The 24,909-nt window shown below is 70.9% G+C and carries 23 protein-coding genes; 16 read left to right on the forward strand and 7 right to left on the reverse strand.

The window, feature by feature from the left end:
* The first annotated feature begins 162 nt into the window (after positions 1-162).
* From rsmI to AB5L52_RS26120, 6 genes are all read left to right on the forward strand, one after another.
* Positions 163-1,011 (forward strand): 16S rRNA (cytidine(1402)-2'-O)-methyltransferase, encoded by an 849-nt coding sequence (gene rsmI, locus AB5L52_RS26095; RefSeq protein ID WP_351027410.1) that lies wholly within the window; start codon positions 163-165, stop codon positions 1,009-1,011.
* 380 nt (positions 1,012-1,391) lie between these two features.
* Positions 1,392-1,802 (forward strand): hypothetical protein, encoded by a 411-nt coding sequence (locus AB5L52_RS26100; protein ID WP_351027411.1) that lies wholly within the window; start codon positions 1,392-1,394, stop codon positions 1,800-1,802.
* Positions 1,803-1,849: 47 nt separating this feature from the next.
* On the forward strand, positions 1,850-2,746 hold the full coding sequence (locus tag AB5L52_RS26105) for a TatD family hydrolase (RefSeq protein WP_351027413.1): 897 nt from the start codon (positions 1,850-1,852) through the stop codon (positions 2,744-2,746).
* A 135-nt stretch (positions 2,747-2,881) separates the two neighbouring features.
* Entirely contained in the window at positions 2,882-4,363 is a 1,482-nt protein-coding gene (locus AB5L52_RS26110; RefSeq protein WP_369366540.1) for a ubiquitin-like domain-containing protein, read from the forward strand.
* Between the two features lie 319 nt (positions 4,364-4,682).
* Positions 4,683-5,612, forward strand: coding sequence for a 16S rRNA (adenine(1518)-N(6)/adenine(1519)-N(6))-dimethyltransferase RsmA (gene rsmA / locus AB5L52_RS26115; protein WP_351027416.1), 930 nt, complete (start codon positions 4,683-4,685; stop codon positions 5,610-5,612).
* Entirely contained in the window at positions 5,609-6,502 is an 894-nt protein-coding gene (locus tag AB5L52_RS26120; RefSeq protein ID WP_369366542.1) for a 4-(cytidine 5'-diphospho)-2-C-methyl-D-erythritol kinase, read from the forward strand. Before rsmA ends, AB5L52_RS26120 begins: the two co-directional genes overlap by 4 nt.
* Before the next feature lie 6 nt (positions 6,503-6,508).
* Here the strand turns inward: AB5L52_RS26120 and AB5L52_RS26125 are convergent, their stop codons facing one another.
* The gene (locus AB5L52_RS26125; protein WP_351027419.1) at positions 6,509-7,102 is read right to left on the reverse strand and encodes a Uma2 family endonuclease; all 594 of its coding nucleotides are present in this window, start codon (positions 7,100-7,102) and stop codon (positions 6,509-6,511) included.
* 157 nt (positions 7,103-7,259) lie between these two features.
* Here AB5L52_RS26125 and AB5L52_RS26130 point away from each other — a divergent pair, with 157 nt between their 5' ends.
* The 4 genes from AB5L52_RS26130 to AB5L52_RS26145 all read left to right on the forward strand — a co-directional run bounded on the left by AB5L52_RS26130 (position 7,260) and on the right by AB5L52_RS26145 (position 14,111).
* A complete protein-coding gene (locus AB5L52_RS26130) occupies positions 7,260-9,068 on the forward strand; it encodes an ABC-F family ATP-binding cassette domain-containing protein (protein WP_369366544.1) in 1,809 nt (602 codons plus the stop codon).
* A gap of 373 nt (positions 9,069-9,441) precedes the next feature.
* Positions 9,442-11,247, forward strand: coding sequence for a PQQ-binding-like beta-propeller repeat protein (locus AB5L52_RS26135; protein ID WP_369366546.1), 1,806 nt, complete (start codon positions 9,442-9,444; stop codon positions 11,245-11,247).
* A 142-nt stretch (positions 11,248-11,389) separates the two neighbouring features.
* The gene (locus tag AB5L52_RS26140) at positions 11,390-13,201 is read left to right on the forward strand and encodes a PQQ-binding-like beta-propeller repeat protein (protein WP_351027424.1); all 1,812 of its coding nucleotides are present in this window, start codon (positions 11,390-11,392) and stop codon (positions 13,199-13,201) included.
* Positions 13,202-13,427: 226 nt separating this feature from the next.
* Positions 13,428-14,111, forward strand: coding sequence for a response regulator transcription factor (locus AB5L52_RS26145; RefSeq protein ID WP_351027426.1), 684 nt, complete (start codon positions 13,428-13,430; stop codon positions 14,109-14,111).
* A gap of 170 nt (positions 14,112-14,281) precedes the next feature.
* Here the strand turns inward: AB5L52_RS26145 and AB5L52_RS26150 are convergent, their stop codons facing one another.
* Both AB5L52_RS26150 and AB5L52_RS26155 read right to left on the reverse strand, forming a co-directional pair.
* Complete coding sequence (locus AB5L52_RS26150) at positions 14,282-14,620, reverse strand: hypothetical protein (RefSeq protein WP_351027427.1); 339 nt, start codon at positions 14,618-14,620, stop codon at positions 14,282-14,284.
* Positions 14,621-14,640: 20 nt separating this feature from the next.
* Positions 14,641-16,332, reverse strand: a complete 1,692-nt coding sequence (locus AB5L52_RS26155; protein ID WP_351027429.1) for a sodium:solute symporter family protein — start codon at positions 16,330-16,332, stop codon at positions 14,641-14,643.
* A 180-nt stretch (positions 16,333-16,512) separates the two neighbouring features.
* On the opposite strand from AB5L52_RS26155, the gene galT reads away from it, so the two are divergent.
* From galT to galK, 3 genes are read left to right on the forward strand one after another with little or no spacing between them, the layout of a single operon-like run.
* Positions 16,513-17,574 carry a galactose-1-phosphate uridylyltransferase gene (galT, locus tag AB5L52_RS26160; RefSeq protein WP_369366549.1) on the forward strand — a complete coding sequence of 354 codons (1,062 nt, stop codon included), beginning with the start codon at positions 16,513-16,515 and terminating at the stop codon, positions 17,572-17,574.
* Entirely contained in the window at positions 17,571-18,533 is a 963-nt protein-coding gene (gene galE, locus AB5L52_RS26165; protein WP_369366551.1) for a UDP-glucose 4-epimerase GalE, read from the forward strand. Before galT ends, galE begins: the two co-directional genes overlap by 4 nt.
* Complete coding sequence (gene galK, locus AB5L52_RS26170) at positions 18,533-19,708, forward strand: galactokinase (RefSeq protein ID WP_369366553.1); 1,176 nt, start codon at positions 18,533-18,535, stop codon at positions 19,706-19,708. Before galE ends, galK begins: the two co-directional genes overlap by 1 nt.
* Here the strand turns inward: galK and AB5L52_RS26175 are convergent.
* Entirely contained in the window at positions 19,705-20,172 is a 468-nt protein-coding gene (locus AB5L52_RS26175) for a GNAT family N-acetyltransferase (RefSeq protein ID WP_369366555.1), read from the reverse strand. The genes galK and AB5L52_RS26175 overlap by 4 nt on opposite strands.
* Positions 20,173-20,454: 282 nt before the next feature.
* On the opposite strand from AB5L52_RS26175, the gene AB5L52_RS26180 reads away from it, so the two are divergent.
* Positions 20,455-21,222: a response regulator transcription factor gene (locus tag AB5L52_RS26180; RefSeq protein WP_351027448.1), complete on the forward strand. Its 768-nt coding sequence runs from the start codon at positions 20,455-20,457 to the stop codon at positions 21,220-21,222.
* Here the strand turns inward: AB5L52_RS26180 and tamR are convergent.
* Entirely contained in the window at positions 21,181-21,678 is a 498-nt protein-coding gene (gene tamR / locus AB5L52_RS26185) for a MarR family transcriptional regulator TamR (RefSeq protein ID WP_069780386.1), read from the reverse strand. The two genes, AB5L52_RS26180 and tamR, sit on opposite strands and share 42 nt — an antisense overlap.
* An 89-nt stretch (positions 21,679-21,767) precedes the next feature.
* On the opposite strand from tamR, the gene AB5L52_RS26190 reads away from it, so the two are divergent.
* Together AB5L52_RS26190 and AB5L52_RS26195 are read left to right on the forward strand one after the other, a co-directional pair.
* Positions 21,768-22,580, forward strand: coding sequence for a trans-aconitate 2-methyltransferase (locus AB5L52_RS26190; protein ID WP_369366558.1), 813 nt, complete (start codon positions 21,768-21,770; stop codon positions 22,578-22,580).
* A 2-nt stretch (positions 22,581-22,582) separates the two neighbouring features.
* Positions 22,583-22,999 (forward strand): VOC family protein, encoded by a 417-nt coding sequence (locus AB5L52_RS26195; RefSeq protein WP_369366560.1) that lies wholly within the window; start codon positions 22,583-22,585, stop codon positions 22,997-22,999.
* Positions 23,000-23,145: 146 nt separating this feature from the next.
* Here the strand turns inward: AB5L52_RS26195 and AB5L52_RS26200 are convergent, their stop codons facing one another.
* Complete coding sequence (locus tag AB5L52_RS26200; RefSeq protein ID WP_351027452.1) at positions 23,146-23,823, reverse strand: TetR/AcrR family transcriptional regulator; 678 nt, start codon at positions 23,821-23,823, stop codon at positions 23,146-23,148.
* Positions 23,820-24,827, reverse strand: a complete 1,008-nt coding sequence (locus AB5L52_RS26205) for a fatty acid desaturase (protein ID WP_351027454.1) — start codon at positions 24,825-24,827, stop codon at positions 23,820-23,822. The genes AB5L52_RS26200 and AB5L52_RS26205 overlap by 4 nt, the downstream gene beginning before the upstream one ends.
* Positions 24,828-24,909: the final 82 nt, after the last annotated feature.

Consider the following 24,909-nt stretch of genomic DNA (forward strand, 5'->3'; position numbering starts at 1 on the left):
GCGCCATCGTAGGGAACCGTTCTGTGCGAGTCCCGTGCATGGGCGCCACCGGTCGGGATGCGGCCGATTTCCCGGGGCCGGCGGGGCTGGCGGGGCTGCCGGGGCCGGCCCGCCGCCGCGGTCGCCGGCCGGGCTGTCAGTGGTCCCTGCGAGGATGGAGGCGTGACTGGAACCCTTGTCCTCGCAGGTACCCCCATCGGCGACATCGCGGACGCGCCGCCCCGGCTCGCCGAGGAGCTGGCCGGTGCCGACGTGGTCGCCGCCGAGGACACCCGGCGGCTGCGCCGGCTCACCCAGGCGCTCGGCGTCACGCCCAAGGGCCGCGTGGTGTCGTACTTCGAGGGCAACGAATCCGCCCGCACGCCGGAGCTGGTCCAGGAGCTGCTCGGTGGCGCGCGCGTGCTGCTCGTCACCGACGCGGGGATGCCCTCCGTGTCCGACCCGGGCTACCGGCTGGTCGCGGCGGCCGTGGAGAAGGACATCAAGGTCACCGCCGTGCCCGGGCCGTCCGCCGTGCTCACCGCGCTCGCCCTGTCCGGGCTGCCCGTCGACCGGTTCTGCTTCGAGGGCTTCCTGCCGCGCAAGGCGGGCGAGCGGCTGTCCCGGCTGCGGGAGGTCGCGGACGAGCGGCGCACGCTCGTGTACTTCGAGGCCCCGCACCGGCTCGACGACACCCTCGCCGCGATGGCCGAGGTCTTCGGCGCGGACCGACGGGCCGCCGTCTGCCGCGAGCTGACCAAGACGTACGAGGAGGTGCGGCGCGGGCCGCTGGCCGAGCTGGCGCGGTGGGCCGCGGAGGGCGTGCGCGGGGAGATCACCGTCGTGGTCGAGGGGGCGCCCGAGGCCGGGCCGGAGGAGCTCGACGCGGAGGAGCTGGTGCGCCGGGTGCGGGTGCGGGAGGAGGCCGGGGAGCGGCGTAAGGAGGCGATCGCCGCGGTGGCGGTGGAAGCGGGTATTCCGAAGCGGGTTGTCTTCGACGCGGTGGTTGCAGCGAAGCGAGCCGGTGAGTGACAGGGGTTTGCTCGCCCAACAGCTCGGCGGCGTGCGTCGTTCGGCGACCGCGGGTCTGTGGGGCTTGTTCGCGCAGTTCCCCGCGGCCCTTCGGGCGTTGCCCCCGACCGGCATTCACACCGCCTCTGAGCAGGGCTGTTCTCGGGTGAGCAGACGGGCCATGGGAGGGCAAAGGGCTGTCGCCGATGGCAAAGGGAAACGAGGCCGAACGGGGCGGTTTCGGCAAGGAAGGCTCAAATCGCTTCCAACACTCGACAGCCCTGCTGCGTTCGCGCTGGTGAAGGCGTCCACTGGGTGAAGGGACGCACCCGTCCCTCGCCCCAGGGATTCCGGGGGGAACCCCGTGCGGGGCGCTTGTCCAGCGGACAAGAGGAGCTGGCATGAGTGAGATCGCAGGGCAGACCGGCCTCCGTGGCACGCCCACAGCCGTTGTTCACGAGTCGTATTCATTCGCCTGCATGAGGTGCGGGCACGGCTGGGAGCAGTCGTACGAGATAGAGCACCACACGGACGCCGACGGGCAGGAGTTCGTGCTCTACGTGGCCGACGGCCGGGTCGTGCCGTCGCCGCTGAGCCGGCCCAGCTGCCACAACTGCGACGGCCACGTCGTGCGGATCATGCGCGCGGGGCAGGTCTCGTCCGTGCGCGGCACCGCGCACCAGCACCACAGTGTGCCGCTGGCGGGACCGGTCGAGGCGCCGGAGGTTCCGGTGCAGCCCGCGCAGCCCAAGGAGCCGCACCACTGGCACCTGTCCGATCTCCTGCACGCGTTCCAGCGCAAGGCCGGCTGAGCCGATCGGCGTCCGCCGAGGGCGTGCCCCTTTCGTAGGATCGGGGCATGCCTTCGAACGCCGGCCAGAACGCCCAGGGCGACAAGAACGCAGCGCCGCCGCTTCCGCCGCCGCTGCGGGTTCCGGTCGCCGACTCGCACACCCACCTCGACATGCAGTCCGGCACGGTCGGGGAAGGCCTCGCGAAGGCCGCGGCGGTCGGTGTGACGACGGTCGTGCAGGTCGGCTGCGACATCAAGGGCTCCCGGTGGGCCGCCGAGACCGCGGCCGCGTACGACAGCGTCCACGCGGCCGTCGCCCTCCACCCGAACGAGGCCCCGCGCATCGTCCACGGCGATCCCGACGGCTGGTCGCGGCAGGGTGCCCGGGAGCCGGGTGGTGACGCCGCGCTGGACGAGGCGCTCGCCGAGATCGACCGGCTCGCCGCACTGCCCCAGGTGAAGGGCGTCGGCGAAACGGGGCTGGACTACTTCCGCACCGGGCCGGAGGGCAAGGCCGCCCAGGAGCGGTCCTTCCGCGCCCACATAGAGATCGCCAAGCGGCACGGCAAGGCGCTCGTCATCCACGACCGCGACGCCCACACCGACGTCCTGCGCGTCCTGAAGGAGGAAGGCGCCCCCGAGCGCACCGTCTTCCACTGCTACTCCGGCGACGCCGAGATGGCGGAGATCTGCGCACGCGAGGGCTATTTCCTGTCCTTCGCCGGCAACGTCACGTTCAAGAACGCCCAGAATCTGCGGGACGCGCTCGCCGTCGCCCCGCTGGAGCTGGTCCTCGTGGAGACCGACGCGCCCTTCCTGACCCCGGCGCCGTACCGTGGCCGGCCCAACGCGCCCTATCTCGTCCCGGTCACGGTCCGTGCGATGGCCGCCGTGCGCGGCATCGACGAGGACGCCCTGGCCACGGCCCTCGCCGCGAACACCGCCCGCGCCTTCGGCTACTGAGCCCTCAGTTCGACTGCTGGGCGCACACTCGACGGGCAACAGTGCGTAGTCGCGTCGCTTTGGAGAGTGACGATCGCTCCGCTAGGTTCTGGGGGCCCGATCCGGACCCCTCTGGCACCTCTGGAGTGTGTCGGCGTGAGCAAGTCGCAGTACGAGACGTTCGAGGCACACGCACCGTACGAGTGGTATGAGCCGTACGGGCCGTATGGGCTGTACGAGTCGTACGGCCCCGAAACCTCCGTGCACACCGCGGATACCCTGCCGCACGGGCGGTACGAGGACACCTACCGGCCCGCTTACGAAGCGCAGGCGTACTACGTCACCGAGCCGGTGCTGCCCCGGCAGGCCGGGCGCGGGCCGGGAGCCCCGAGCGTGCCGGGGGCCCGCAGCGCGCCGGAGGCCGGGGGCGCGCTGGACGCGGGGAGTGTGCCGGACGGAGGCGGCAGGGCGTACGGCGCCGGGGAGCCCGCCGGAGCGAGCGGGAGGGCCGCGCGCCGGCGCAGGGCGCGTTGCGCCGAGCGCCCCGAGTCCGCCGTGCGCCGTCTGCTGCCGCAGGCGCTGGTCGTGGCCTTCCTCGCCGGCGGCACCACCGCGTTCGTCGCCAAGGACAAAGCGGTCGAGCTCACCGTCGACGGCAAGCAGCGCACCCTGCACACCTTCGCCGACGATGTGAGCGAGCTGCTCGCCGATGAGGGCGTCAGCACGGGGGCGCACGACATCATCGCGCCCGCGCCCGGCGCGCCACTCGCCAGCGGGGACGCGGTCGCCGTGCGCTACGGGCGCCCTGTCCGGCTCACCCTGGACGGCCGGCGGCACGAGGTGTGGACGACGGCGCAGACCGTGGCGGGCGCGCTGGACGAGCTGGGGGTGCGCGCGGAGGGCGCGTATCTGTCCGTCTCGGGCTCGCGGCGCATCGGACGCGCCGGACTCGCGCTCGACGTGCGCACCGAACGCGCCGTCACGATCATGGCCGACGGTCACAGCCGGGCCCTCCGCACCAACGCGGCGACCGTCCGCGAGGCCCTGGCGGAGGCCGGGATCGGCCTGCACGGCGAGGACACCACCTCCGTCCCGCCCGACAGCTTCCCGCGCGACGGGCAGACGGTGACGGTGCTGCGGGTCAAGGGCAGCCGGGAGGTCCGCGAGGAGCAGATCCCGTTCGACGTCGAGCGCACCGACGACCCCACCCTCTTCAAGGGCACCGAGGTCGTCGCGCAGGCCGGGCAGCCCGGAGTGCGGCGCGACACCTATCTGCTGCGCATCGTCAACGGGGTCCGGGAGAAGCCGCGCCGGGAGAAGTCCGAGGTGGTGCGCAAACCGCGGAAGCAGATCGTGAAGGTGGGCACCAAGCCGCTGCCGCAGTCCGTGTCCGGTGCCGACGATCTGAACTGGCGCGGTCTCGCCACCTGCGAGTCCGGCGGTCGCCCGGACGCGGTCGACCCCTCGGGCACGTTCGGCGGCCTGTACCAGTTCGACGCGGGCACCTGGCACAGCCTCGGCGGCAACGGCCGCCCCCAGGACGCTCCGGCGGAGGAACAGACCTTCCGCGCGAAGAAGCTGTACACGCGGCGGGGGGCGACACCCTGGCCGTCCTGCGGCTCGCGGCTGCACGGGTAGCCGGCGCTGCATGGGCCACTGCGGCACGGGTAGTCGGCGCTGCCTGGGCCACTGAGGACCGGTAGTCGGCGCAGCCCGGGCCACTGCGGCACTGCGCCGTTGGCCTGCGGGCCCGTCTGCCGAGTGCGGGTCCGTCGTGGCTTGTCGCGCCCACGCGGCGGAGCCGCATATCGATACAGCCCCGCGCCCCCAGGGGGTGCAGCCGCCGCACCTGCAGGCGCGCGGCACCCGGCCGGCGGCGGTGGGCGATCCCACCCCCGGCCGGTCACGGCACCGGGACCTGGCAACCCAGCCACCTTCGTCCCCGTACCCTTGTCCCGTGAGCAGCCCCACCCCCGACGCCCTTCTCGGCCCCGCCGACATCCGTGAGCTCGCGGCAGCGCTCGGTGTCCGTCCCACCAAGCAGCGCGGCCAGAACTTCGTGATCGACGCCAACACGGTCCGCCGTATCGTCCGCACCGCGGAGGTCCGCCCCGACGACGTGGTCGTCGAGGTCGGCCCGGGGCTCGGTTCCCTCACGCTCGCGCTGCTGGAGGTCGCCGACCGGGTCACCGCCGTCGAGATCGACGACGTACTCGCCGCGGCCCTCCCCACGACCGTCGGGGCGCGCATGCCGGCGCGCGCAGACCGGTTCGCGCTGGTCCACTGCGACGCGATGCACGTCGCCGAACTGCCCGGCCCCCCGCCGACGGCGCTGGTGGCGAACCTCCCCTACAACGTCGCCGTGCCGGTGCTGCTGCACATGCTCGACACCTTCCCGAGCATCGAGCGCACCCTCGTCATGGTGCAGTCCGAGGTCGCCGACCGGCTGGCCGCCGCGCCCGGTTCGAAGGTGTACGGCGTGCCGTCCGTGAAGGCCAACTGGTACGCCGAGGTCAAGCGTGCCGGAGCCATCGGCCGCAATGTCTTCTGGCCCGCGCCGAACGTCGACAGCGGGCTGGTCTCCCTCGTCCGGCGGACCGAGCCGATCAGGACGACGGCCTCCAAGAAGGAGGTCTTCGCGGTCGTCGACGCCGCCTTCGCACAGCGCCGCAAGACCCTGCGGGCCGCACTGGCCGGCTGGGCCGGGTCGGCCGCCGCCGCCGAGGCCGCCCTGGTCGCGGCCGGTGTCTCGCCGCAGGCGCGCGGCGAGTCGCTGACGGTGGAGGAGTTCGCACGGATCGCCGAGCACAAGGCCGCGCGGAGTACCGAGCCCGGGCGGACGACCGAGCGCGAGCGGATCAACGACCACGAGGAGAGCGCCAAGTGAGCGTCACGGTACGGGTACCGGCCAAGGTCAACGTCCAGCTCGCGGTCGGCGCCGCGCGCCCCGACGGGTTCCACGACCTCGCCAACGTCTTTCTCGCCGTCGGCCTGTACGACGAGGTGACGGTGACCCCCGCGGACGAACTCCGGATCACCTGCGAGGGCCCCGACGCCGCCCAGGTCCCCCTGGACCGCACCAACCTCGCCGCGCGCGCGGCCATCGCCCTCGCCGGGCGCCGGGGCATCGAACCGAACGTCCACATCCACATCGCCAAGGACATCCCGGTCGCCGGCGGCATGGCGGGCGGCAGCGCGGACGGCGCGGGCGCGCTGCTCGCCTGCAACACGCTGTGGGGTACGGGTGCGTCGCGGGCCGAACTTCTCGCCATCTGCGCCGAGTTGGGCAGTGACGTGCCCTTCAGCCTGGCGGGCGGCGCGGCTCTCGGCGTCGGACGGGGAGAGCGACTGACGGTCCTGGAGACCGTCGGCACCTTCCACTGGGTCTTCGCGATGGCTGAGCGCGGGCTGTCGACCCCGGCGGTCTTCCGGGAGTTCGACCGGCTGGCGGAGGGGCGGGACGTTCCTGAGCCGGTGGCCTCGGCGGAGCTGCTGGAGGCGCTGGCGAAGGGGGACGCGGACGCGCTGGCGGCGGCCGTCTCCAACGATCTTCAGCCTGCTGCCCTGTCCTTGTTCCCGGAGCTGGCGGACACGCTGGAGGCGGGACGCGGAGCGGGCGCGCTGGCCGCATTGGTCTCCGGTTCCGGGCCTACGACGGCGTTCCTCGCGCGCGATGCCGAGTCGGCGGAGAAGGTGGCGGCGGCCCTGCGGGCGTCCGGCACGTGCAGGTCGGTGCGGACGGCGGCGGGGCCGGTGGCGGGGGCGACGGTTCTCTGAGGGGCTTCAGAGGGCGTCGATGGCGGTCAGGTCGATGTCGATGGAGTAGGGCTTGTCGACCTTGATCCGGTCGCGGTGCATGCCGGTGTGGATGTATGCCCTGGTGATCGGGTCGAGTTCGTAGACGTGGATGACGGGCCTGCCGCTCGTCCCGTTTTCCTCGACGCGCCAGAAGTTCGGGATCTCGGCGGCGGCGTACTTCTGGGGCTTGGTCGTGCGGTCGCGGGACTCCGAGTCCGGGGAGACGACCTCGATGGCGAGAACTACGTCCTTGGCCTCGTATTTTGTCTGGCCAGGGCCGCTGATGGCGTCGGCGCGGATGACGCTCACGTCGGGTTCCGGACCGTTGCGCTCGTTGAGGACGATGGTCATCTCACGCTTGACCTTGAACTCGATCGGCAGGCTCTGGCGAAGGCCGTTGACCAGCAGGTCGATCGCATCGGCATGAAAGGCGCGCTGCGGACTCACGAAAACCAGGCTCCCGTCGATCAGCTCGGTGTGCGGCGGGAGATCCGGCAGCGTGAACAGGTCGTCCACGGTGTATCCGTCCAGCGGCGGCACCGGCCACTGGACGCGGTGCTCTACGGACTCGGCGGTCATGGTTCCTCCCATGGACGGGATCCTGCTGCCTGCCCTCCACGGTAGCGGCCGTTTCCCGATCACGTCATCACAAAGAGTGACAACACCCTCGCGCCCCGCCCCCACCCTCCGAGGCCCTACGCTAGAAGGCTGACCGACCCCCGCACGCAGGAGTGAAATGGCCGTCAATCTGGTCAATGTCGAGAACGTCAGCAAGGTGTACGGCACCCGTGCCCTGCTCGACGGCGTCTCGCTCGGCGTGTCGGAAGGGGACCGGATCGGTGTCGTCGGACGCAACGGCGACGGCAAGACCACCCTCATCCGGATGCTCGCCAAGCTGGAGGAGGCCGACACCGGACGGGTGACCCACTCCGGCGGCCTGCGGCTCGGCGTACTCACGCAGCACGACTCCCTGGACCCCGCCGCCACCGTCCGGCACGAGGTCATCGGCGACCTGGCCGACCACGAGTGGGCCGGAAACGCCAAGGTCAGGGACGTACTGACCGGGCTCTTCGGAGGGCTCGACCTGCCGGGCTTCCCGAAGGGGCTCGACACCGTCATCGGACCGCTCTCCGGTGGCGAGCGGCGCCGGATCGCGCTCGCCAAGCTGCTCATCGAGGAACAGGACCTCCTCGTCCTCGACGAGCCCACCAACCACCTCGACGTCGAAGGCATCGCCTGGCTCGCCCGCCACCTGCAGAACCGCCGCTCGGCGCTGGTCTGCGTGACGCACGACCGGTGGTTCCTCGACCAGGTCTGCACCCGCATGTGGGACGTGCAGCGCGGCGACGTGTACGAGTACGAGGGCGGCTACTCCGACTATGTCTTCGCGCGTGCCGAGCGCGAGCGGATCGCCGCCACCGAGGAGGCCAAGCGGCAGAACCTGATCAGGAAGGAGCTGGCCTGGCTGCGCCGCGGCGCCCCCGCCCGTACGTCCAAGCCGCGCTTCCGGGTCGAGGCCGCCAACGAGCTGATCGCGGACGTGCCGCCGCCCCGGGACAGCAGCGAGCTGATGAAGTTCGCCTCCTCGCGGCTCGGCAAGACCGTCTTCGACCTCGAGGACATCACCGTGCAGGCCGGACCGAAGGTGCTGCTCAAGCACGTCACCTGGCAGCTCGGACCCGGTGACCGGATCGGCCTCGTCGGTGTGAACGGCGCCGGCAAGACCTCCCTGCTGCGCGCCATGGCCTCGGCCGCCCGCACCGAGGGCGAGGAGCAGCCCGCGGGCGGTCGTATCGCCGTCGGCAGGACCGTCAAGCTCGCCTACCTCTCCCAGGAGGTCGCCGAACTGGACCCCACCCTGCGGGTCCTGGAAGCGGTGCAGCAGGTCCGTGAGCGCGTCGACCTCGGCAAGGGGCGCGAGATGACCGCCGGGCAGCTGTGCGAGACGTTCGGCTTCAACAAGGAGAAGCAGTGGACGCCGGTCGGTGACCTGTCCGGTGGTGAGCGCCGGCGCCTGCAGCTGCTGCGCCTCCTCATGGACGAGCCCAACGTCCTCTTCCTCGACGAGCCCACCAACGACCTCGACATCGAGACCCTCACCCAGCTCGAAGACGTCCTCGACAACTGGCCCGGCTCGATGATCGTCATCTCCCACGACCGGTTCTTCGTCGAGCGCACCACGGACCGCGTCTTCGCCCTCCTCGGCGACGGCACCCTGCGGATGCTGCCGCGCGGCATCGACGAGTATCTGGAGCGGCGGCAGCGCATGGAGGAGGCGGTCGCCGCGCAGGCCGCCGCCGCGGCCCCCAAGCCGGCCGGCCCGGAGAAGAGCGCCGCCGACCAGCGCGCCGCCAAGAAGGAACTCCAGAAGATCGAGCGCCAGTTGGACAAGATCTCCGAGAAGGAGACCAAGCTGCACGCCCAGATCGCCGAGAACGCCACCGACTTCGCCAAGGTCGCCGACCTGGACGCCCAACTGCGCGACCTCGCAGGCGAGCGCGAGGACCTGGAACTGCGCTGGCTGGAGCTGGCGGAGGACGCGTAGCGAGACCGGGGCGCGAGCGCGGGGAGCGGGCGCCGACCGGCGTGAGGCGCGCTGTGCCCCGCGCCCGCACCGCCCCCGCGACGTGAATCAGCCACCGTGCGACGGCACTTCACCTCTCCACCCCTCCGCCGCGCCCGTGTCCTCGCACGGCGCGCGGGGCTGTTGCGTGCGCCGCGTGAAGGGGGCGTGAAGGCGCGTAACGGCGGCATCACGGGCCGGTCGTCCCTTGGGAACAGCGGTCGATCCGGGCCCGTGCGCTGTCAGTACCGGGTGATAGAAAGGGCCGTCTGAGAACTGTCTAAGAAACGACCCAGGGTCCGTCAAGAACCTCAGGGCGTGGCTAAAAATCAGTGAACGAGGGGGAAGAGCGCTGATGACTCAGCCGCCCAACCAGCCGCCGCACGGCGGTTTCGGAGCGCCGCAGGACCAGCCACCACAGGACCAGCCGCCACCGGGCGGCGGATTCGGCGCCCCCCAACCGCCTCCGGCCCAGGGCGGATTCGGCGCCCCGACGGGCACCCCTGGCACCCCCGCCGCTCCCGGCGTCCCTCCCACGCCCCCGCCCCCGGCTCAGCCGCCCGCCGCCCCGCCGCAGCCGCCCCAGCCGGGCTACGGCTACCCCCAGCAGCCAGGCCCGTACGGCGCCCCGGGCGCCTACGGTTATCCGCAGCAGCCAGGTCCCTACGGTGCGCCGCCCCAGCCCGGATTCGGCCGGCCGCAGCCCCCGTACCCGGGCATGCCCGGCGCCGCGCCGGGCGGCAAGCCCAAGACGAGGACCGCGTTGATCATCGGCGCGGCGGTGGCCGCGCTGCTCGTCATCGGCGGCACGGTGTACGCGGTCACGAGCGGTGGCGGCGGCAAGAAGAAGCCGGTCGCCCAGCAGAGCGACGACCCCAAGCACTCCGCCACCGGCACGCCGAGCGCGTCGAGTTCGACCGGCGCGGGCGACGACCCGGAGGACCTCAACAAGGGCCGGAAGGCCGGTGAGGCGAAGGTGCTCTGGTACCAGTCGGCACCGGACGCCCCGGGTGCGGGCGCCGACGCGCCCGGTATGTGGATCACGGACAAGGCGGCGGTGAAGGCGGCGTACAAGCAGGTCTTCGCCTACGGCGTCGGCGACGGCAAGCCCGTGTGGGGCCCGATCTCCTTCCCGCAGAAGATCTGCGCGGTCACCCGGCAGAAGTCGGCCGACGACAAGGCCGTCGTGGCGTACATGAGCGGTGCCGGCGACAACGCCAAGTGCAACCAGCTGCAGGAGATCGACCTGGCCACCGGCCAGAAGGGCTGGACGCACGAGGTCGCCGACGCGGGGCTGTTCGACAGCGCGCTCAACGTCGAGCTGACCGTGAGCGGCAAGACGCTGATGGTGGGGCGTTCGGAGTCGGGCACGGCGTACGACATCGACAGCGGCAGGAAGCTGTACGACAAGGAGAAGTACGGCGCGGACTGCTTCCCGGCCGCGTTCGCGGGCGGCACCGACCGGCTGATCCAGGTGGCCTCCTGCGGCGCGGGCGGCAGCGACGCGCACGACGAGATCCAGGAACTGGACCCGGCCACCGGCAAGGTGCGCTGGACGCAGCCGGTCAAGAAGGGCTGGCAGGTCACCCGGGCGTTCTCCGTCGACCCGCTGGTGGTCTATATGACCAACTCGGACAAGAAGGCCTGGAACATCTCGACGCTCACCAAGGACGGCACGTTCCGCTCCGAGGTCAAGGTCGACGAGAAGTTCGCCCCGCGGTGCGGCTGGGCGGTTCTCGAACGCGATCTGCAGGGCTGCCGGGGCGTCGCCGTGGACGCCGACACGCTGTATCTGCCGACGGACACCACCAGCAGCGCCAACGAGATCGTCGCGATCAGCCTGGCCGACGGCAAGGCGCGGTGGCGGGCCAAGTCCCCGGCGGACGAGCCGATGTACCCCATGCGGGTCGGGGGCGGCAAGCTCGTCGCGTATGTGCAGCCGTCGTACGACGCGGGCGGCCAGGTGGTGTCGATCCCGGTCACCGGCTCTTCCCACAAGACCACCAAGCTGCTGCAGAACCCGCAGGGCACGGCCGAGATCGAGAACACCTTCTTCGACGCCGACGTGGACTGGGCCGACGGGCGGTTCTTCATCTCCGCCGGCCGGCTGAACGGCACCGACCAGTCGAAGGAGAAGCTGATCATGGCCTTCGGCAACTGAGCCGACCGAGCCGCCGTCCCGGCTTCCCTTCCGTCGCCCGTTCTGTCCGTGGCGAATCCGTTCGCCATACCCCTGTCCCGTGTCCCCTGTCCCTTGTCCCCTTCGCCGTCCGGCTTTCGAGCCTCATCGAGGTACCCGTCCCATGACCCAGCCGCCCCCTCCGCCGCCGAACCAGCCCCCGCAGCAGGGAGGTTTCGGCCCCCCGAGCCCGCAGCAGCCGCCTCAGCCGCAGCAGCCCCCGCAGGCCCCTCAGCCGCAGCCCGGCTACGGCTACCCGCAGCCCGCACCGGCCCCTCAGCCTCCGCAGCCGCAGCAGCCTGCACAGCCCGGCTACGGCTACCCCGGCGGGCAGCCGCCGGCGTACGGCCAGCAGCCCGCCGCTCCCTACGGCGGCCAGCCGCAGAACCCGTACGGGCAGCCCGCGCAGCCGGGTTACGGCTATCCGGGCCAGCCGCCGACCGTGCCGATGCACCCGCAGCCGGGGCAGAGCGGCGGCGGGCGGAACAACACCACGCTGCTCGTCGTCGTCGCGGCGGTCGTGGCCATCGCGCTGATCGTGGCCGGAGGCTTCTGGTACGCCAACTCCTCCGGAGGCGGCGACAAGCAGCACGACACCGCTTCCTCCAGCGGCGGCACCGGTGGCACGGGCGGCAGCGGCGGTAGCGGTGGGACCGGTGGCACGGGCGGCGGGAAGGAGAAGGTCCCGGCCAACCCCGCGGCCCACGTGCTGTTCCAGGTCCCGCTGCCCACCGCGGACGGCGCGGTCAGCACGGCGGGTTCGTGGCTGACGGACAAGGTGTACGCCAAGAGCGGCCTCGCCGAGATCGTCGGCTACGACCCGGCCAAGGGCACCAAGCTGTGGACGATCCCGCTGCCCGGCCCGGTCTGTGCGGCCAGCCCGCACGCCACGGCCGACGGCAAGACCGCGATCGTCTACCAGCCGAAGTGGAACACGAAGAAGGACATCGCCGGGTGCACACAGATCGCCGCGATCGATCTCAACGCGGGCAAAAAGCTGTGGACGCAGTCGGTCAAGTCCGGTGATTCTCCCATCAGTTACCAGAATGTGACGGTCGCTCAGCGCACCGTCGCGCTCGGCGACAGCAACGGCGGCGCCGCCTTCGACATCGACTCGGACAAGCCGCTGTGGCTGCCGAAGCCGGGCGACAACTGCTACGACGCGGGCTACGGCGGTGGCGACAAGCTGGTCGCGGTGCGCAAATGCGGTGACTCCGCCAACGGACAGCTGCTCATCCAGACGCTCGACCCGAAGACCGGGAAGGTGATCTCCGAGTACAAGATGGACTCGGGCATCCAGTACGCCTCCATCGTCTCCACCGACCCGCTGGTGGTGGCCGCCGACGTGGGCGAGAGCGCCGGTGACGGCAGTGAGGTCTCGGACTACTTCTCCATCGACAACAAGTCCGGCAAGCTGCTCGCCCACATTTCCGCGCCGGGCAAGACCTACGGCGGCAAGTGCGACGGCATCTACCGCATCGAGGCCTGCAAGTCGATCGTCGCGGGCAACGGCAAGCTGTACGTGCCGACCGAGGAGCACGACGGCACCAGCGGCGCGTTGAACAGCACCAACGAGATCGTCTCCTTCGACCTGAACACCGGCAAGCCGACCGGCCAGCGCCTGGAGGCCGGCGACGGCTATCTGCTGAGCCCGCTGCGCATTGACGGCGGCAACCTGCTCGCGTACAAGAAGCCGCCGTACGACAAGGGCGGGCAGGTCGTCAGCATCGACGGCGGGTCCTTCAAGGCGACCAAGCTGCTGGAGAACCCGGCCGTGGACGACTCGAAGAACGCGGAGGCCAACATGCTGCCGGAGGACTCGGAGATCCTCTTCGGCGACGGGCGTCTGTTCATGTCGCAGATCTACGCCAAGGAGAAGGGCTGGTCGTCGGACGGCAAGGAGGACCTGGCGGTCGCGTACGGCACGAACGGCTGACCGCCGGCCGACGCCGTCGCACCTCTCGCCCGAATGGGTGACTTACCAAGAAGTGCCCCGGATTTCATCGATCCGGGGCACTTCTCATCAAGAGGGGCAGCGATACGTCGAACAAGCGTGTAGCTTCCGGGGGCATGAAGGACGAGGTGCCGGGGGGCCCTCTGTCCTTGCGGACCGGTGGACGTCCATAGTGGGGCATCCATGGGGGGGACTGGGGGGTTGCTCTATGGGAGTACGGCTCATGGTCGTCGACGACCATCGCCTGCTCGCGGAGGCGTTGGCATCGGCGCTCAAGCTGCGCGGACACCGGGTGCTCGCCGCGGCGGCGCCGGCCGCGGGCGCGGCGGACCTGGTGATCGCGCGGGCGCCGGAGGTGTGTCTGCTGGGTACGGCGGCGCCGGCCGAACCGGGGGTCTTCGATCCGGTGGCGAAGATCAAGCGGGAGCGGCCGCAGGTGGCGGTGGTGGTGCTCGGCCCCGTGCCGTCGCCGCGGGGGATCGCGGCGGCGTTCGCCGCGGGGGCCTCGGGCTACGTGCGGCACGACGAGCGTATAGAGGGTGTCGAGCGGGCGATCATGAAGGCGCGGGCCGGGGAGGCCGCGGTGGCGCCGCAGTTGTTGCAGGGGGCGTTCGGGGAGCTGCTCAATCCGTCGGCGCAGCCGGATGACGAGGCTCAGCGGTTGCTGCGGATGCTGACGCCTCGGGAGGTGGAGGTGCTGGTGCGGGTGGCCGACGGGGAGGACACGCGGCTGATCGCGGCCGGGATGGGCATCGCACCGAGCACCGCACGGACGCATGTGCAGCGGGTGCTGATGAAACTGGGCGTGGGGTCGCGGCTGGAGGCGGCGGCGCTGGCCGCGAGGACGGGACTCCTGGACCGAGCGGGTCCCTTGGGTTCCGGGCCCGAGTAGGCGCACTGTGCTGCGGCTGGTCACGTTTGGGCGCATCCGCGGCGGCGCGGATGCGGGTGCGGCGGCTGCAACTCCCTTGGGGGCGCGGGGAACTGCGCGATCAGCCCCCACCTACCCGCAGCCGGGGGACGGCCCGCACCTCTACGGCGACACCGGCCCCCGGCCGACGGTCACTTCTCCGGCGAACCCTCCGGAGGAAGCGGCTGAGGCGCCGCAGGCCGGAGCTTGAGCCAGGCCAGGAAGAAGACACCCAGCAGCAGCATGCCGATGCCGGTCCACAGGTTGATGTTGACGCCCTGGGCCTTGTCGATGGCGGACTGGGAGTCGGTGATGCCGGTGATCGTGACGATGACGCCGTACACCAGGAACAGGCCGCCGATGATGCGGCGCAGGTCGAAGATGCGGGCCGCGGTCGCGGACTTGGTCTCCAGCTCGGTGACCTCGCGCGCGACCTCCTCCTCGGTCCAGTGCTCGTGACGGTCGGGGTGGTGCTCGGAGTGGTCGCTCATGGTTCCTCGGTCCTTCCGCGTCAGAACGAGAACGGGATGTAGCAGGCGGCGGCCAGCACGACCGCGCCCCAGCCCAGCAGGGCCGGCTTGCGGTACCAGGCCTCGTCACCGGGCGCGGGCGGCTCGGCCATGCCGGGGGAGCGGGTGCCGTAGACGAGCCCCTGGAGTTCCTCGGCCGGCTTGGGCTTCGTGAAGAGGGACACCGCGACCATCACGACCGCGCCGGCGACGAAGCCCGCGATCGCGGAGACGAAGTTGGCGCCCTGGTCGGAGGGGATCGAGATGATGCCCTTCTTGTAGAGCACGAAGTAGTTGACCATCGCGGTGACGGTGCCGGCGAGCAGGCCCCAGAAGCCGGACTTGGCGGACGCGCGCTTCCAGAACATGCCGACGATGAAGACGACGAACATCGGCACGTTGAAGAAGGAGAACAGCGTCTGCAGGTAGCTCATGATGTTCGAGAACGAGGACGCCAGGAACGCCGTGCCGACCGAGGCGGCCACGCCGATCGCGGTGATCAGGCGGCCGAAGCGGACGTAGTACGCGTCCTCGCGGCCCGGCACCACGTACTTGGCCCAGATGTCGTTCGTGAACACGGTGTTGAAGGACGACACGTTCGCCGCCATGCCCGCCATGAAGGCCGCCAGCAGACCGGTGACCGCGATGCCGAGCACGCCGTTGGGGAGCAGCTCCTGCATCAGGTACGGGATGGCGTCGTTGTACTGCAGGCCGGAGCCGGAGGAGCCGATCTTCGGCACGAGCGCGGCGGCGACCAGGCCCGGGATCATCACCAGGAAGACGATGAAGATCTTCGGGTAGGCGGCGATCAGCGGGGTGCGCTGCCCGGCGGAGAGGTTCTTCGCGGACAGGGCGCGCTGCACCTCGGCGAAGTTCGTGGTCCAGTAGCCGAAGGAGAGCACGAAGCCGAGGCCGAGGACGATGGTCAGCCAGTTGGCGCCGAGCGGGTTGACGCTGCCGATGCCGGTCCCGCCCCAGGCGGTCGTGAAGTTGTGGCCGTGGGTCGCGGTGAGCTTGTGGGTCAGCCCGCCCCAGCCGCCGACCTTCTTCAGGCCGAGGACGGTGATCGGGATGAGGGCGGCCAGGATCACGAAGAACTGCAGGACCTCGTTGTAGATCGCCGAGGACAGGCCGCCGAGGGTGATGTACGCCAGCACGAACGCGCCGGCGACCACGATCGCGACCCACTGCGGCCAGCCCAGCAGCGCCTCGACGACGATCGCGAGGGCGTAGAGGTTGACGCCCGCGATCAGGATGGCGGCGAACGCGAACAGGATCGAACTGAGCAGGTGAGCGGCCCGGTCGAAGCGCAGCAGCAGGAACTCGGGGACCGAGCGGACCTTGCTGCCGTAGTAGAAGGGCATCATCACGAGGCCCAGGAAGACCATGGCCGGGATGGCGCCGATCCAGTACCAGTGCACGGTGTAGGCGCCGTACTGGGCGCTGTTCGCGGCCATGCCCAGGATCTCGGTGGCCGCCAGGTTCGCCGAGATGAAGGCGAGGCCGGTGATCCAGGCGGGCAGCGAGCGTCCGGAGAGGAAGAAGTCGAGGCTGGTCTTCACCGAGCGGCGGGCCGCGAAGCCGATGCCGAGGACGACGACGAAGTAGATCGCCAGGATCGTGTAGTCCAGCCAGTTGGTGGGGAGCCGTAGCTCCGCCGCCAGTTGGAGCGGGGTGTCTGTGGGGGTTTGCATGAGAACTCGCTTCGTTGCGCGAACTGATCCTGAGCGGAACCTACGTCTCCGCGTTCAGTAATTGAACACTTCTGTTGGTGTTCTTTGTTTGATTGTGATGATCCGAAGTGTTGTCGAGTTGTGGTCTGTTATGTTTGATTGTGTTGAGTGATTGGGTTGCGGGACGTAGAGGAGTCCGGCGTGAAGAAGACCTCGAACCGGCTGGCCGACGGTCGTGAGCTGATCTACTACGACCTTCGGGACGACACCGTCCGGGACGCGGTCGACCGGCGGCCCCTGGACCGCACGGTCACCACCTCCGCGATCCGCCAGGACGTGCTGCTCGGCGACTCGATCGCGATCGCCTCGCACCGGCAGGGCCGCACGTACCATCCGCCGGCCGACGAGTGCCCGCTGTGCCCGACACACGGCGACCGGCTCAGCGAGATCCCGGACTCGTCGTACGACGTCGCCGTCTTCGAGAACCGGTTCCCCTCGCTCGCCGGCGACTCCGGGCGCTGCGAGGTCGTCTGCTTCACCTCCGACCACGACGCGTCCTTCGCGGACCTGAGCGCCGAGCAGGCGCGCCTCGTGCTGGACGCCTGGACTGACCGTACGTCGGAGCTGTCGCATCTGCCCTCCGTCGAGCAGGTCTTCTGCTTCGAGAACCGGGGCGAGGAGATCGGCGTGACCCTCGGCCACCCGCATGGACAGATCTACGCCTACCCTTTCACCACCCCGCGCACCGCGCTGATGCTCCGCTCGCTCGCCGCGCACAAGGAGGCGACCGGCGGGGAGAACCTGTTCGACGCCGTTCTGGAGCGGGAGCTGGCCGACGAGCGGGTCGTCCTTGAGGGTGAACACTGGGTCGCGTTCGTGCCGTACGCGGCGCACTGGCCGTACGAGGTCCATCTGTACCCGAAGCGCCGGGTCCCCGACCTGCTCGCCCTCGACGAGGCGGCACGCACAGAATTCCCCCAGGTCTATCTGGAACTCTTGAGGCGCTTCGACCGGATCTTCGGCACCGGTGAGCCTCCGACGCCGTACATCGCGGCCTGGCACCAGGCCCCGTTCGGCGCGCTGGCGGAGTTCGACGGAGTGACGAGGGACGACGTCGCGCTCCACCTAGAGCTTTTCACCATCCGCCGCACTTCCGGCAAGCTGAAGTTTCTCGCGGGTTCCGAGTCCGGCATGAGTGTGTTCATCAACGACGTGCCGCCGGAGCGCGCGGCCGAGCGACTGCGAGAGGTAGCGAGTTCATGAAGTACCTGGTGACGGGCGGCGCGGGTTACGTCGGCAGTGTCGTGGCCCAGCATCTGCTGGAGGCCGGCCACGAGGTCACCGTCCTCGACAACCTCTCCACCGGCTTCCGCGAGGGCGTCCCGGCCGGCGCCGCGTTCGTCGAGGGCGACATCCGCGACGCCGCCAAGTGGCTCGACGCCTCCTACGACGGTGTGCTGCACTTCGCCGCGTCCTCGCAGGTCGGCGAGTCCGTGGTGAAGCCGGAGAAGTACTGGGACAACAACGTCGCCGGCTCCCTCGCCCTGCTCGGCGCGATGCGCGACGCGGGCGTCCGCACGCTCGTCTTCTCCTCCACGGCGGCGACGTACGGCGAGCCGGAGCAGGTCCCGATCCCGGAGACCGCCCCGGCCCGGCCGACCAACCCCTACGGCGCCTCCAAGCTGGCCGTCGACCACATGATCACCAGCGAGGCCGCCGCCCACGGCCTCGCGGCGGTCTCGCTGCGCTACTTCAACGTGGCGGGCGCGTACGGCGCCTACGGCGAGCGCCACGACCCCGAGTCGCACCTGATCCCCCTGGTCCTCCAGGTCGCCCAGGGCCGCCGCGAGGCGATCTCGGTCTTCGGCGACGACTACGCCACCCCCGACGGCACCTGCATCCGCGACTACATCCACGTCGCGGACCTGGCCGAGGCCCATCTGCTGGCCCTGACGGCCGCGCTCCCGGGCCAGCACCTGATCTGCAACCTCGGCAACGGCGAGGGCTTCTCCGTCCGCGAGGTCATCGAGACGGTCCGCCGGGTCACCGGTCACCCGATCCCGGAGATCGTGGCCCCGCGCCGCGGCGGCGACCCGGCCGTCCTGGTCGCCTCGGCGGACACCGCCCGCGAGAAACTGGGCTGGAACCCGACCCGCGCGGATCTCGCGGGCATCGTCGCGGACGCCTGGGAGTTCGCGCAGCACATCACAAGGGAGCGGTAGTGGGGGCACAGCAGGTCGCGGAGCGCTTCGCCGAGCTGTACGGCGCCGAGCCGGAGGGGGTGTGGGCGGCGCCCGGCCGGGTCAACCTGATCGGCGAGCACACCGACTACAACGACGGCTTCGTGATGCCGTTCGCGCTGCCGCACGAGACGGTCGCGGCGGTCTCGCGCCGGGACGACGGCATCCTGCGCCTGCACTCGGCGGACGTCGAGGGCGGCGTGGTGGAGCTGCGCCTGGACGCCCTGGCCCCGCAGAGCGACGACGCCTGGACCGCGTACCCGGCGGGCGTGGTCTGGGCCCTGCGCGAGGCGGGCCACGAGGTCACCGGCGCAGACGTCCACCTGTCCTCCACGGTCCCGACCGGCGCCGGCCTGTCGTCGTCCGCGGCCCTGGAGGTCGTGATCGCCCTCGCCCTGAACGACCTGTACGACCTCGGCCTGCGGCGCTGGAAGCTGGCCCGGCTGTGCCAGCGCGCCGAGAACGTCTACGTCGGCGCGCCGACCGGGATCATGGACCAGACGGCGTCGGCCTGCTGCGAGCAGGGCCACGCCCTCTTCCTGGACACCCGCGACCTGTCCCAGCGGCAGATCCCCTTCGACCTCGCGGCCGAAGGCCTGCGCCTGCTGGTGGTCGACACCCAGGTCAAGCACGCGCACAGCGGCGGTGAGTACGGCAAGCGCCGGGCCGGCTGCGAGAAGGGCGCCGCCCTGCTCGGCGTCGACGCCCTGCGGGACATCCCGTACGCGGACCTGGACGCGGCGCTGGCCCGGCTCGGCGACGAGGACGACGAGGAGGAGGAGACCGTCCGTCTGGTCCGCCACATCGTGACGGAGAACCACCGGGTGGAGCGGGTGGTGGAACTCCTCACGGCCGGCGACACCCGCGCCATCGGCCCGGTCCTCACCGAGGGCCACGCCTCCCTGCGCGACGACTTCCGCATCTCCTGCCCGGAGCTGGACCTGGTCGTCGACACGGCGTTGGGGGCGGGGGCACTGGGCGCCCGCATGACCGGCGGCGGCTTCGGCGGCTCGGCGATCGTCCTGACGGAGGCCACCGAGGTGGACACCCTGACGAAGGCCATCGAAGAGGCCTTCCTCAAGGCCGACTTCACGACTCCGCGCATCTTCGAGGCGGTGCCTTCGGCGGGGGCGCGGCGGCTCGACACCACCTCCTAGGGAGTCGACACGACCCCCTGGGGGACGAGGCGCTTCGTCAGGGTGTACTCCGTGATCCCCGGCGGATAGTCGGGGATCACGCACACCACGTCGTAGCCCTGTTTCTCGTAGAAGCGCGGGGCCTGGAAGTCCCAGGTCTCCAGGCGGGCGGCGGTGCAGGCGCGGGCGGTGGTGGCGAGGTGTTCCGCCTCGGCCAGCAGCCGGGAGCCCAGGCCCGTGCCGCGGTGGGGGGTGTCGACCCACAGGTAGGTGACGTGCAGCCAGGTCGTCCAGGTGTGGCCGACCAGGCCGCCCGCCAGGTCTCCTGAGGAGTCCAGGGCCCAGACGTGCAGGGGGACTTCGCGTTCGCCGGGCGTGCCGCGCAGGGCCGCCAGGACCGGGGACGCCGCCGTGTTCGTGTCACGGAGACGCGCGCGGAGCAGATCACGTCGGCCTTTGTCGACTTCCGCCTCAATACGAAACATGCGGCACACGATAAACGCGCCGGACGGCCAGTTCTGTAAATCCGCTTCCGCTGCGTGCTCTCATCCGTACTCTGTGGAACAGCACCGGTGGGGGCCGGTGCCGATCAGGGGGCGAGACAGGCGGGTACGTCGCCCGCGGTGGGGGTAGCAGTTTCCGCGACGGCGGCGGCCGTGCGGCGCGCTTCCTCGCCGTGGGTGTCGTACACGCTCCGTGGGTGTCGTACACGCTCTTCCGGACCTTGGTTGCCCCGGCTCCGCGCGGAGCCTGGGGAAGGAGGTTTCGTGGTTCGTATCCGAGTCCTGGTCGTGGACGACCACCGCATCTTCGCCGAGTCGCTCGCCGCCGCTCTGGCCGCCGAGCCGGACGTGGACGTCTCCGCCGCCGGCAGTGGCCCCGCCGCGCTGCGCTGCCTGGAGCGGGCGGCCGGTGAGGGTCGCCGCTTCGACGTCCTCCTGGTCGACGCCGACCTCGGCGGCACGGTGCCCGGCACCCGCCCGGCCGTGCCCGTGCACGACGGCGACGAGGAGGGCCTGGTCGACGGGATCTCGCTGGTCGCGGGCGTGCGCACGGCCCAGCCGGCCGTACGGACCGTCGTGCTCGCCGAGAAGGACGATCCCCGGCGGGCGGCGCTCGCGCTGCAGGCCGGTGCCTCCGGGTGGGTCGCCAAGGACTGCTCGCTGTCCCGGCTGCTGACGGTGATCCGGGGCGTGCTGCGCGACGAGACGCATCTGCCGCCCGCTCTCCTCACGGGCGTCCTGCGCGAACTCACCGCGGCCCGCCGGCACCGTACCGAGAGCGAGCGGCTGGTGGAGTCCCTCACGCCCAGGGAGCGGGAGGTGCTGCGCTGCATGGTCGCGGGGCTGGGCCGCAAGGCCGTCGCCGAGCGGCTGTTCCTCTCCCCGCACACCGTGCGCACCCATATGCAGAACGTCCTCGGCAAGCTGGGCGTCCACTCGACGCTGGCCGCCGTGGCGCTCGCCCGCCGCGCGGGGGTCGGGCCGGCCGACCTATCCGGGGATGTTGTCGAACGGGGCGGTCAACTGGCGTAGCAGGCCCGCGAGTTCGGCGCGCTGGGCGCGGGAGAGTTCCGCGAGGATCGCTCGCTCCTGCTCCAGCAGGCCCGCCAGCGCCTGGTCCGCGCGGTCCCGGCCGGTGTCGGTCAGCCGGACCAGCACGCCCCGCCGGTCACTCGGGTCGGGCAGCCGCTCCACCAGGCCCTTCTTGGCCAGCCGGTCGATGCGGTTGGTCATCGTGCCCGAGGTGACCAGGGTCTGTGTCAGCAGCTGGCCGGGCGAGAGCTGATACGGCGTGCCGGCGCGCCGCAGCGCGGTCAGCACATCGAACTCCCACGGCTCCAGCTGATGCTCGGCGAAGGCGAGCCGGCGCGCACGGTCCAGATGCCGGGCCAGTCGGCTCACCCGGCTGAGCACTTCCAGCGGCTCGACGTCGAGGTCCGGACGTTCCCGGCGCCACGCTGCGACCAGCCGATCGACCTCGTCCTCCATGGAGATCAGTGTAGTGGTTGTGTCGACATGAAGTCTCTTGATGTCGAGTCTCTTGACATCGAGATATCTGGGCGGGGAAAGTGGCAGACATGACGAACGCCATCTGGGATCCCGGTCAGTACCTGCGGCACGCCGATCACCGGGCCCGTCCCTTCGCCGATCTCCTCGCCCGCGTCCCGGGCCTGCCCGCGCAGGCGCCCCGCATCGCCGACCTCGGCTGCGGCCCGGGCAATGTCACCGTCCAGCTCACCGAACGCTGGCCCGCCGCCCGTGTCACCGGCTACGACAACTCGCCCGAGATGCTCGACCGGGCCCACACCCAGTACGAGGGCCCCACCGCCGGGGGCGGCCGGCTGGACTTCGCTCACGCCGACGTCCGTACCTGGACGCCCGAGGAGCCGTACGACCTGATCGTCTCCAACGCCACGCTCCAGTGGGTGCCGGGGCACGCCGACCGCTTCGCCGACTGGATCGCCGGCCTCGCGCCCGGCGGCACCTTCGCCTTCCAGGTGCCCGACAACATCGACGCCCCGCTGCACGCCCTGATGCGCGAACTCGCCGGCACCCCGCGCTGGAAGTCCCGCCTCGCCGACGTCCTGCGCCACACCGACTCGGTGCACACCCCCGGCGCCTATCTGGACCGCCTCGCGCGCCTCGGCTGCGCGACCGACGTGTGGCAGACCACGTATCTGCACGTCCTGCGGGGCGAGGACCCGGTCCTGGACTGGGTGAAGGGGACCGGTCTGCGGCCCGCCCTGACCGCGCTCGCCGACGACCCCGAGGCGCGGGACGCGTTCCTCGCCGAGTACCGGGACCTGCTGCGGCAGGCCTACCCGAGCGCGCCGTACGGCACGGTCATGCCGTTCCGCCGGCTGTTCGCGGTCGCCGTGAAGGAGGCCTGAGGATGCCGGCCGCGGTCAATCATGTGCAGCTGGCGGCGCCACCCGGGTCCGAGCCGGCCCTTCGGTCGTACTACGTCGACGTCCTCGGCATGACCGAGATCCCCAAGCCGCCAGTACTGGCCGCGCGCGGCGGCTGCTGGTTCCAGGCCGGTGCCGTCCAGCTCCACCTCGGCATCGAGGACGCCCCCGCCGGAGGCGGAAAATGTCACTTCAGACCGGCCAAGAAGGCGCACCCGGGGCTGCGGGTGACGGACATCGAGGCGTACGCGACCCGGCTGACCTCGCTCGGCGCCCCGGTGACCTGGGGCGACAACCTCCCCGGCCATCTGCGCTTCTACTCGCAGGACCCGGTGGGCAACCGGCTGGAGTTCCTGGAGCCGGTTTCGAGCCCCAGTCGCCTGCCTACCTCTGCTCGGTGAGAGCGATGGTCTCGCGGCTGTGGGCCACACGGCGGACCAGGTCGCCGAGCGGGGAACGGGCTGCGCTGATCGCGATCCGCGTCATGCGGCCATGATTCCGCAGGTGAGTACAAGTCCCCCCTCAGCGGCACCTTTTCCGGTGAACCTCAGCTCTTCCTGTGCCCTATCAACCGCGGCTTCGGCTCCAAGCCGTCCAGCCCGTGCCACGCCAGGTTGACCAGGTGCGCCGCCACCTCCGCCTTCTTCGGGCGGCGTACGTCCAGCCACCACTGCCCGGTCAGCGCGACCATGCCGACCAGCGCCTGGGCGTACAGCGGGGCGAGCTTCGGGTCGAAGCCGCGGGACTTGAACTCGCGGCCCAGGATGTCCTCCACCTGCGTGGCGATGTCCGAGATCAGCGAGGCGAAGGAGCCCGTGGACTGGGGAATGGGGGAGTCGCGGACCAGGATGCGGAAGCCGTCCGTGTACTCCTCGATGTAGTCGAGGAGCGCGAAGGCCGCCTGTTCGCACAGCTCGCGCGGATGGCCGGCGGTCAGGCTGCTCGTCACCATGTCCAGCAGGCGCCGCATCTCGCGGTCGACCACCACCGCGTACAAGCCCTCCTTGCCGCCGAAGTGCTCGTACACCACCGGCTTGGACACCCCGGCCTTGGCCGCGATCTCCTCCACCGAGGTGCCCTCGAAACCCTTCGCCGCGAAGAGGGTGCGACCGATCTCCAGCAACTGCTGGCGGCGCTCGGCGCCGGTCATACGGGTCCGGCGGGTCCGCCGCGGTTTGTCGGTGCTGGAGGTGCTGCTGGAGTCGGTCGCCACGGCGTCAATCATGCCGTCTCGGCGCCCACCTTCCGGCGCCGGGAGCCGTCATCCGGGGTGTTACGGCGCGAATCGATACGCGAGCGTGACGGCCAGCGCACGTCGTACGCCCAGCCGAGCAGCTCGAAGATCCGGATGAAGCGGGCCGAGGAGTCGATCTGGCCGCGCATCACCCCGTGCCGCGCCGAGGTCGGGTCGGCGTGGTGCAGGTTGTGCCACGACTCGCCGCACGACAGCACCGCCAGCCACCACACGTTGCCCGAACGGTCCCGCGACTTGAACGGCCGCTTGCCCACCGCATGGCAGATCGAGTTGATCGACCATGTCACATGGTGCAGCAGCGCCACTCGTACGAGTGAACCCCAGAAGAACGCGGTGACCGCGCCCCACCAGGACATGGTCACCAGACCGCCGATCAGCGGCGGCAGACCCAGGGAGAGAGCCGTCCAGTAGACGAACTGGCGGGAGATGGTCCGGATCGCCGGGTCCTTGATCAGATCCGGTGCGTACTTGTCCTGCGGGGTCTGCTCCTCGTCGAACATCCAGCCGATGTGAGCCCACCACAGGCCCTTCATCAGCGCCGGGACCGTCTCCCCGAACCGCCACGGAGAGTGCGGGTCACCCTCCGCGTCGGAGAACTTGTGGTGCTTGCGGTGATCGGCCACCCAGCGCACCAGGGGACCCTCGACCGCCAGCGAGCCCATGATCGCCAGTGCGATCCGCAGGGGCCGCTTGGCCTTGAACGAACCATGGGTGAAGTACCGGTGGAAACCGATCGTGATGCCGTGGCATCCCAGGTAGTAGAAGAAGACCAGCAGGCCCACATCGAGCCAGCTCACCCCCCAGCCCCAGGCCAGCGGCACAGCCGCCACGAGTGCCAGGAACGGCACGGTGATGAACAGGAGCAGCGTGATCTGCTCGATCGAACGCTTCTGCTCGCCACCCAGCGTGGCGGAGGGGTAGGGCGTGTCGTTGGCCTTGGGCGCTTCTTCGATCACATCGGAACTGGAGGTCATGCGCGTCCCCTGTGGGGTCGAGGGTCGGGGCAGATGCCGGGCCGCCGGAACGGGACGGGAAGCGAGCGGTACTTCCCTACGG

Source organism: Streptomyces sp. CG4, from assembly GCF_041080655.1.
In the GTDB taxonomy this organism is placed as follows: Bacteria; Actinomycetota; Actinomycetes; order Streptomycetales; family Streptomycetaceae; genus Streptomyces.

Coding starts and splice junctions, on each gene's coding strand:
- galE (WP_369366551.1), top strand. CDS start 17,571: ATGAAGTACCTGGTGACGGGCGGCGCGGGTTACGTCGGCAGTGTCGTG.
- AB5L52_RS26140 (WP_351027424.1), top strand. CDS start 11,390: ATGACCCAGCCGCCCCCTCCGCCGCCGAACCAGCCCCCGCAGCAGGGA.
- AB5L52_RS26200 (WP_351027452.1), bottom strand. CDS start 23,823: ATGATTGACGCCGTGGCGACCGACTCCAGCAGCACCTCCAGCACCGAC.
- AB5L52_RS26100 (WP_351027411.1), top strand. CDS start 1,392: ATGAGTGAGATCGCAGGGCAGACCGGCCTCCGTGGCACGCCCACAGCC.
- tamR (WP_069780386.1), bottom strand. CDS start 21,678: ATGGAGGACGAGGTCGATCGGCTGGTCGCAGCGTGGCGCCGGGAACGT.
- AB5L52_RS26175 (WP_369366555.1), bottom strand. CDS start 20,172: ATGTTTCGTATTGAGGCGGAAGTCGACAAAGGCCGACGTGATCTGCTC.
- AB5L52_RS26130 (WP_369366544.1), top strand. CDS start 7,260: ATGGCCGTCAATCTGGTCAATGTCGAGAACGTCAGCAAGGTGTACGGC.
- AB5L52_RS26195 (WP_369366560.1), top strand. CDS start 22,583: ATGCCGGCCGCGGTCAATCATGTGCAGCTGGCGGCGCCACCCGGGTCC.
- AB5L52_RS26150 (WP_351027427.1), bottom strand. CDS start 14,620: ATGAGCGACCACTCCGAGCACCACCCCGACCGTCACGAGCACTGGACC.
- AB5L52_RS26145 (WP_351027426.1), top strand. CDS start 13,428: ATGGGAGTACGGCTCATGGTCGTCGACGACCATCGCCTGCTCGCGGAG.
- AB5L52_RS26190 (WP_369366558.1), top strand. CDS start 21,768: ATGACGAACGCCATCTGGGATCCCGGTCAGTACCTGCGGCACGCCGAT.
- AB5L52_RS26135 (WP_369366546.1), top strand. CDS start 9,442: ATGACTCAGCCGCCCAACCAGCCGCCGCACGGCGGTTTCGGAGCGCCG.
- AB5L52_RS26205 (WP_351027454.1), bottom strand. CDS start 24,827: ATGACCTCCAGTTCCGATGTGATCGAAGAAGCGCCCAAGGCCAACGAC.
- AB5L52_RS26105 (WP_351027413.1), top strand. CDS start 1,850: ATGCCTTCGAACGCCGGCCAGAACGCCCAGGGCGACAAGAACGCAGCG.
- AB5L52_RS26155 (WP_351027429.1), bottom strand. CDS start 16,332: ATGCAAACCCCCACAGACACCCCGCTCCAACTGGCGGCGGAGCTACGG.
- AB5L52_RS26125 (WP_351027419.1), bottom strand. CDS start 7,102: ATGACCGCCGAGTCCGTAGAGCACCGCGTCCAGTGGCCGGTGCCGCCG.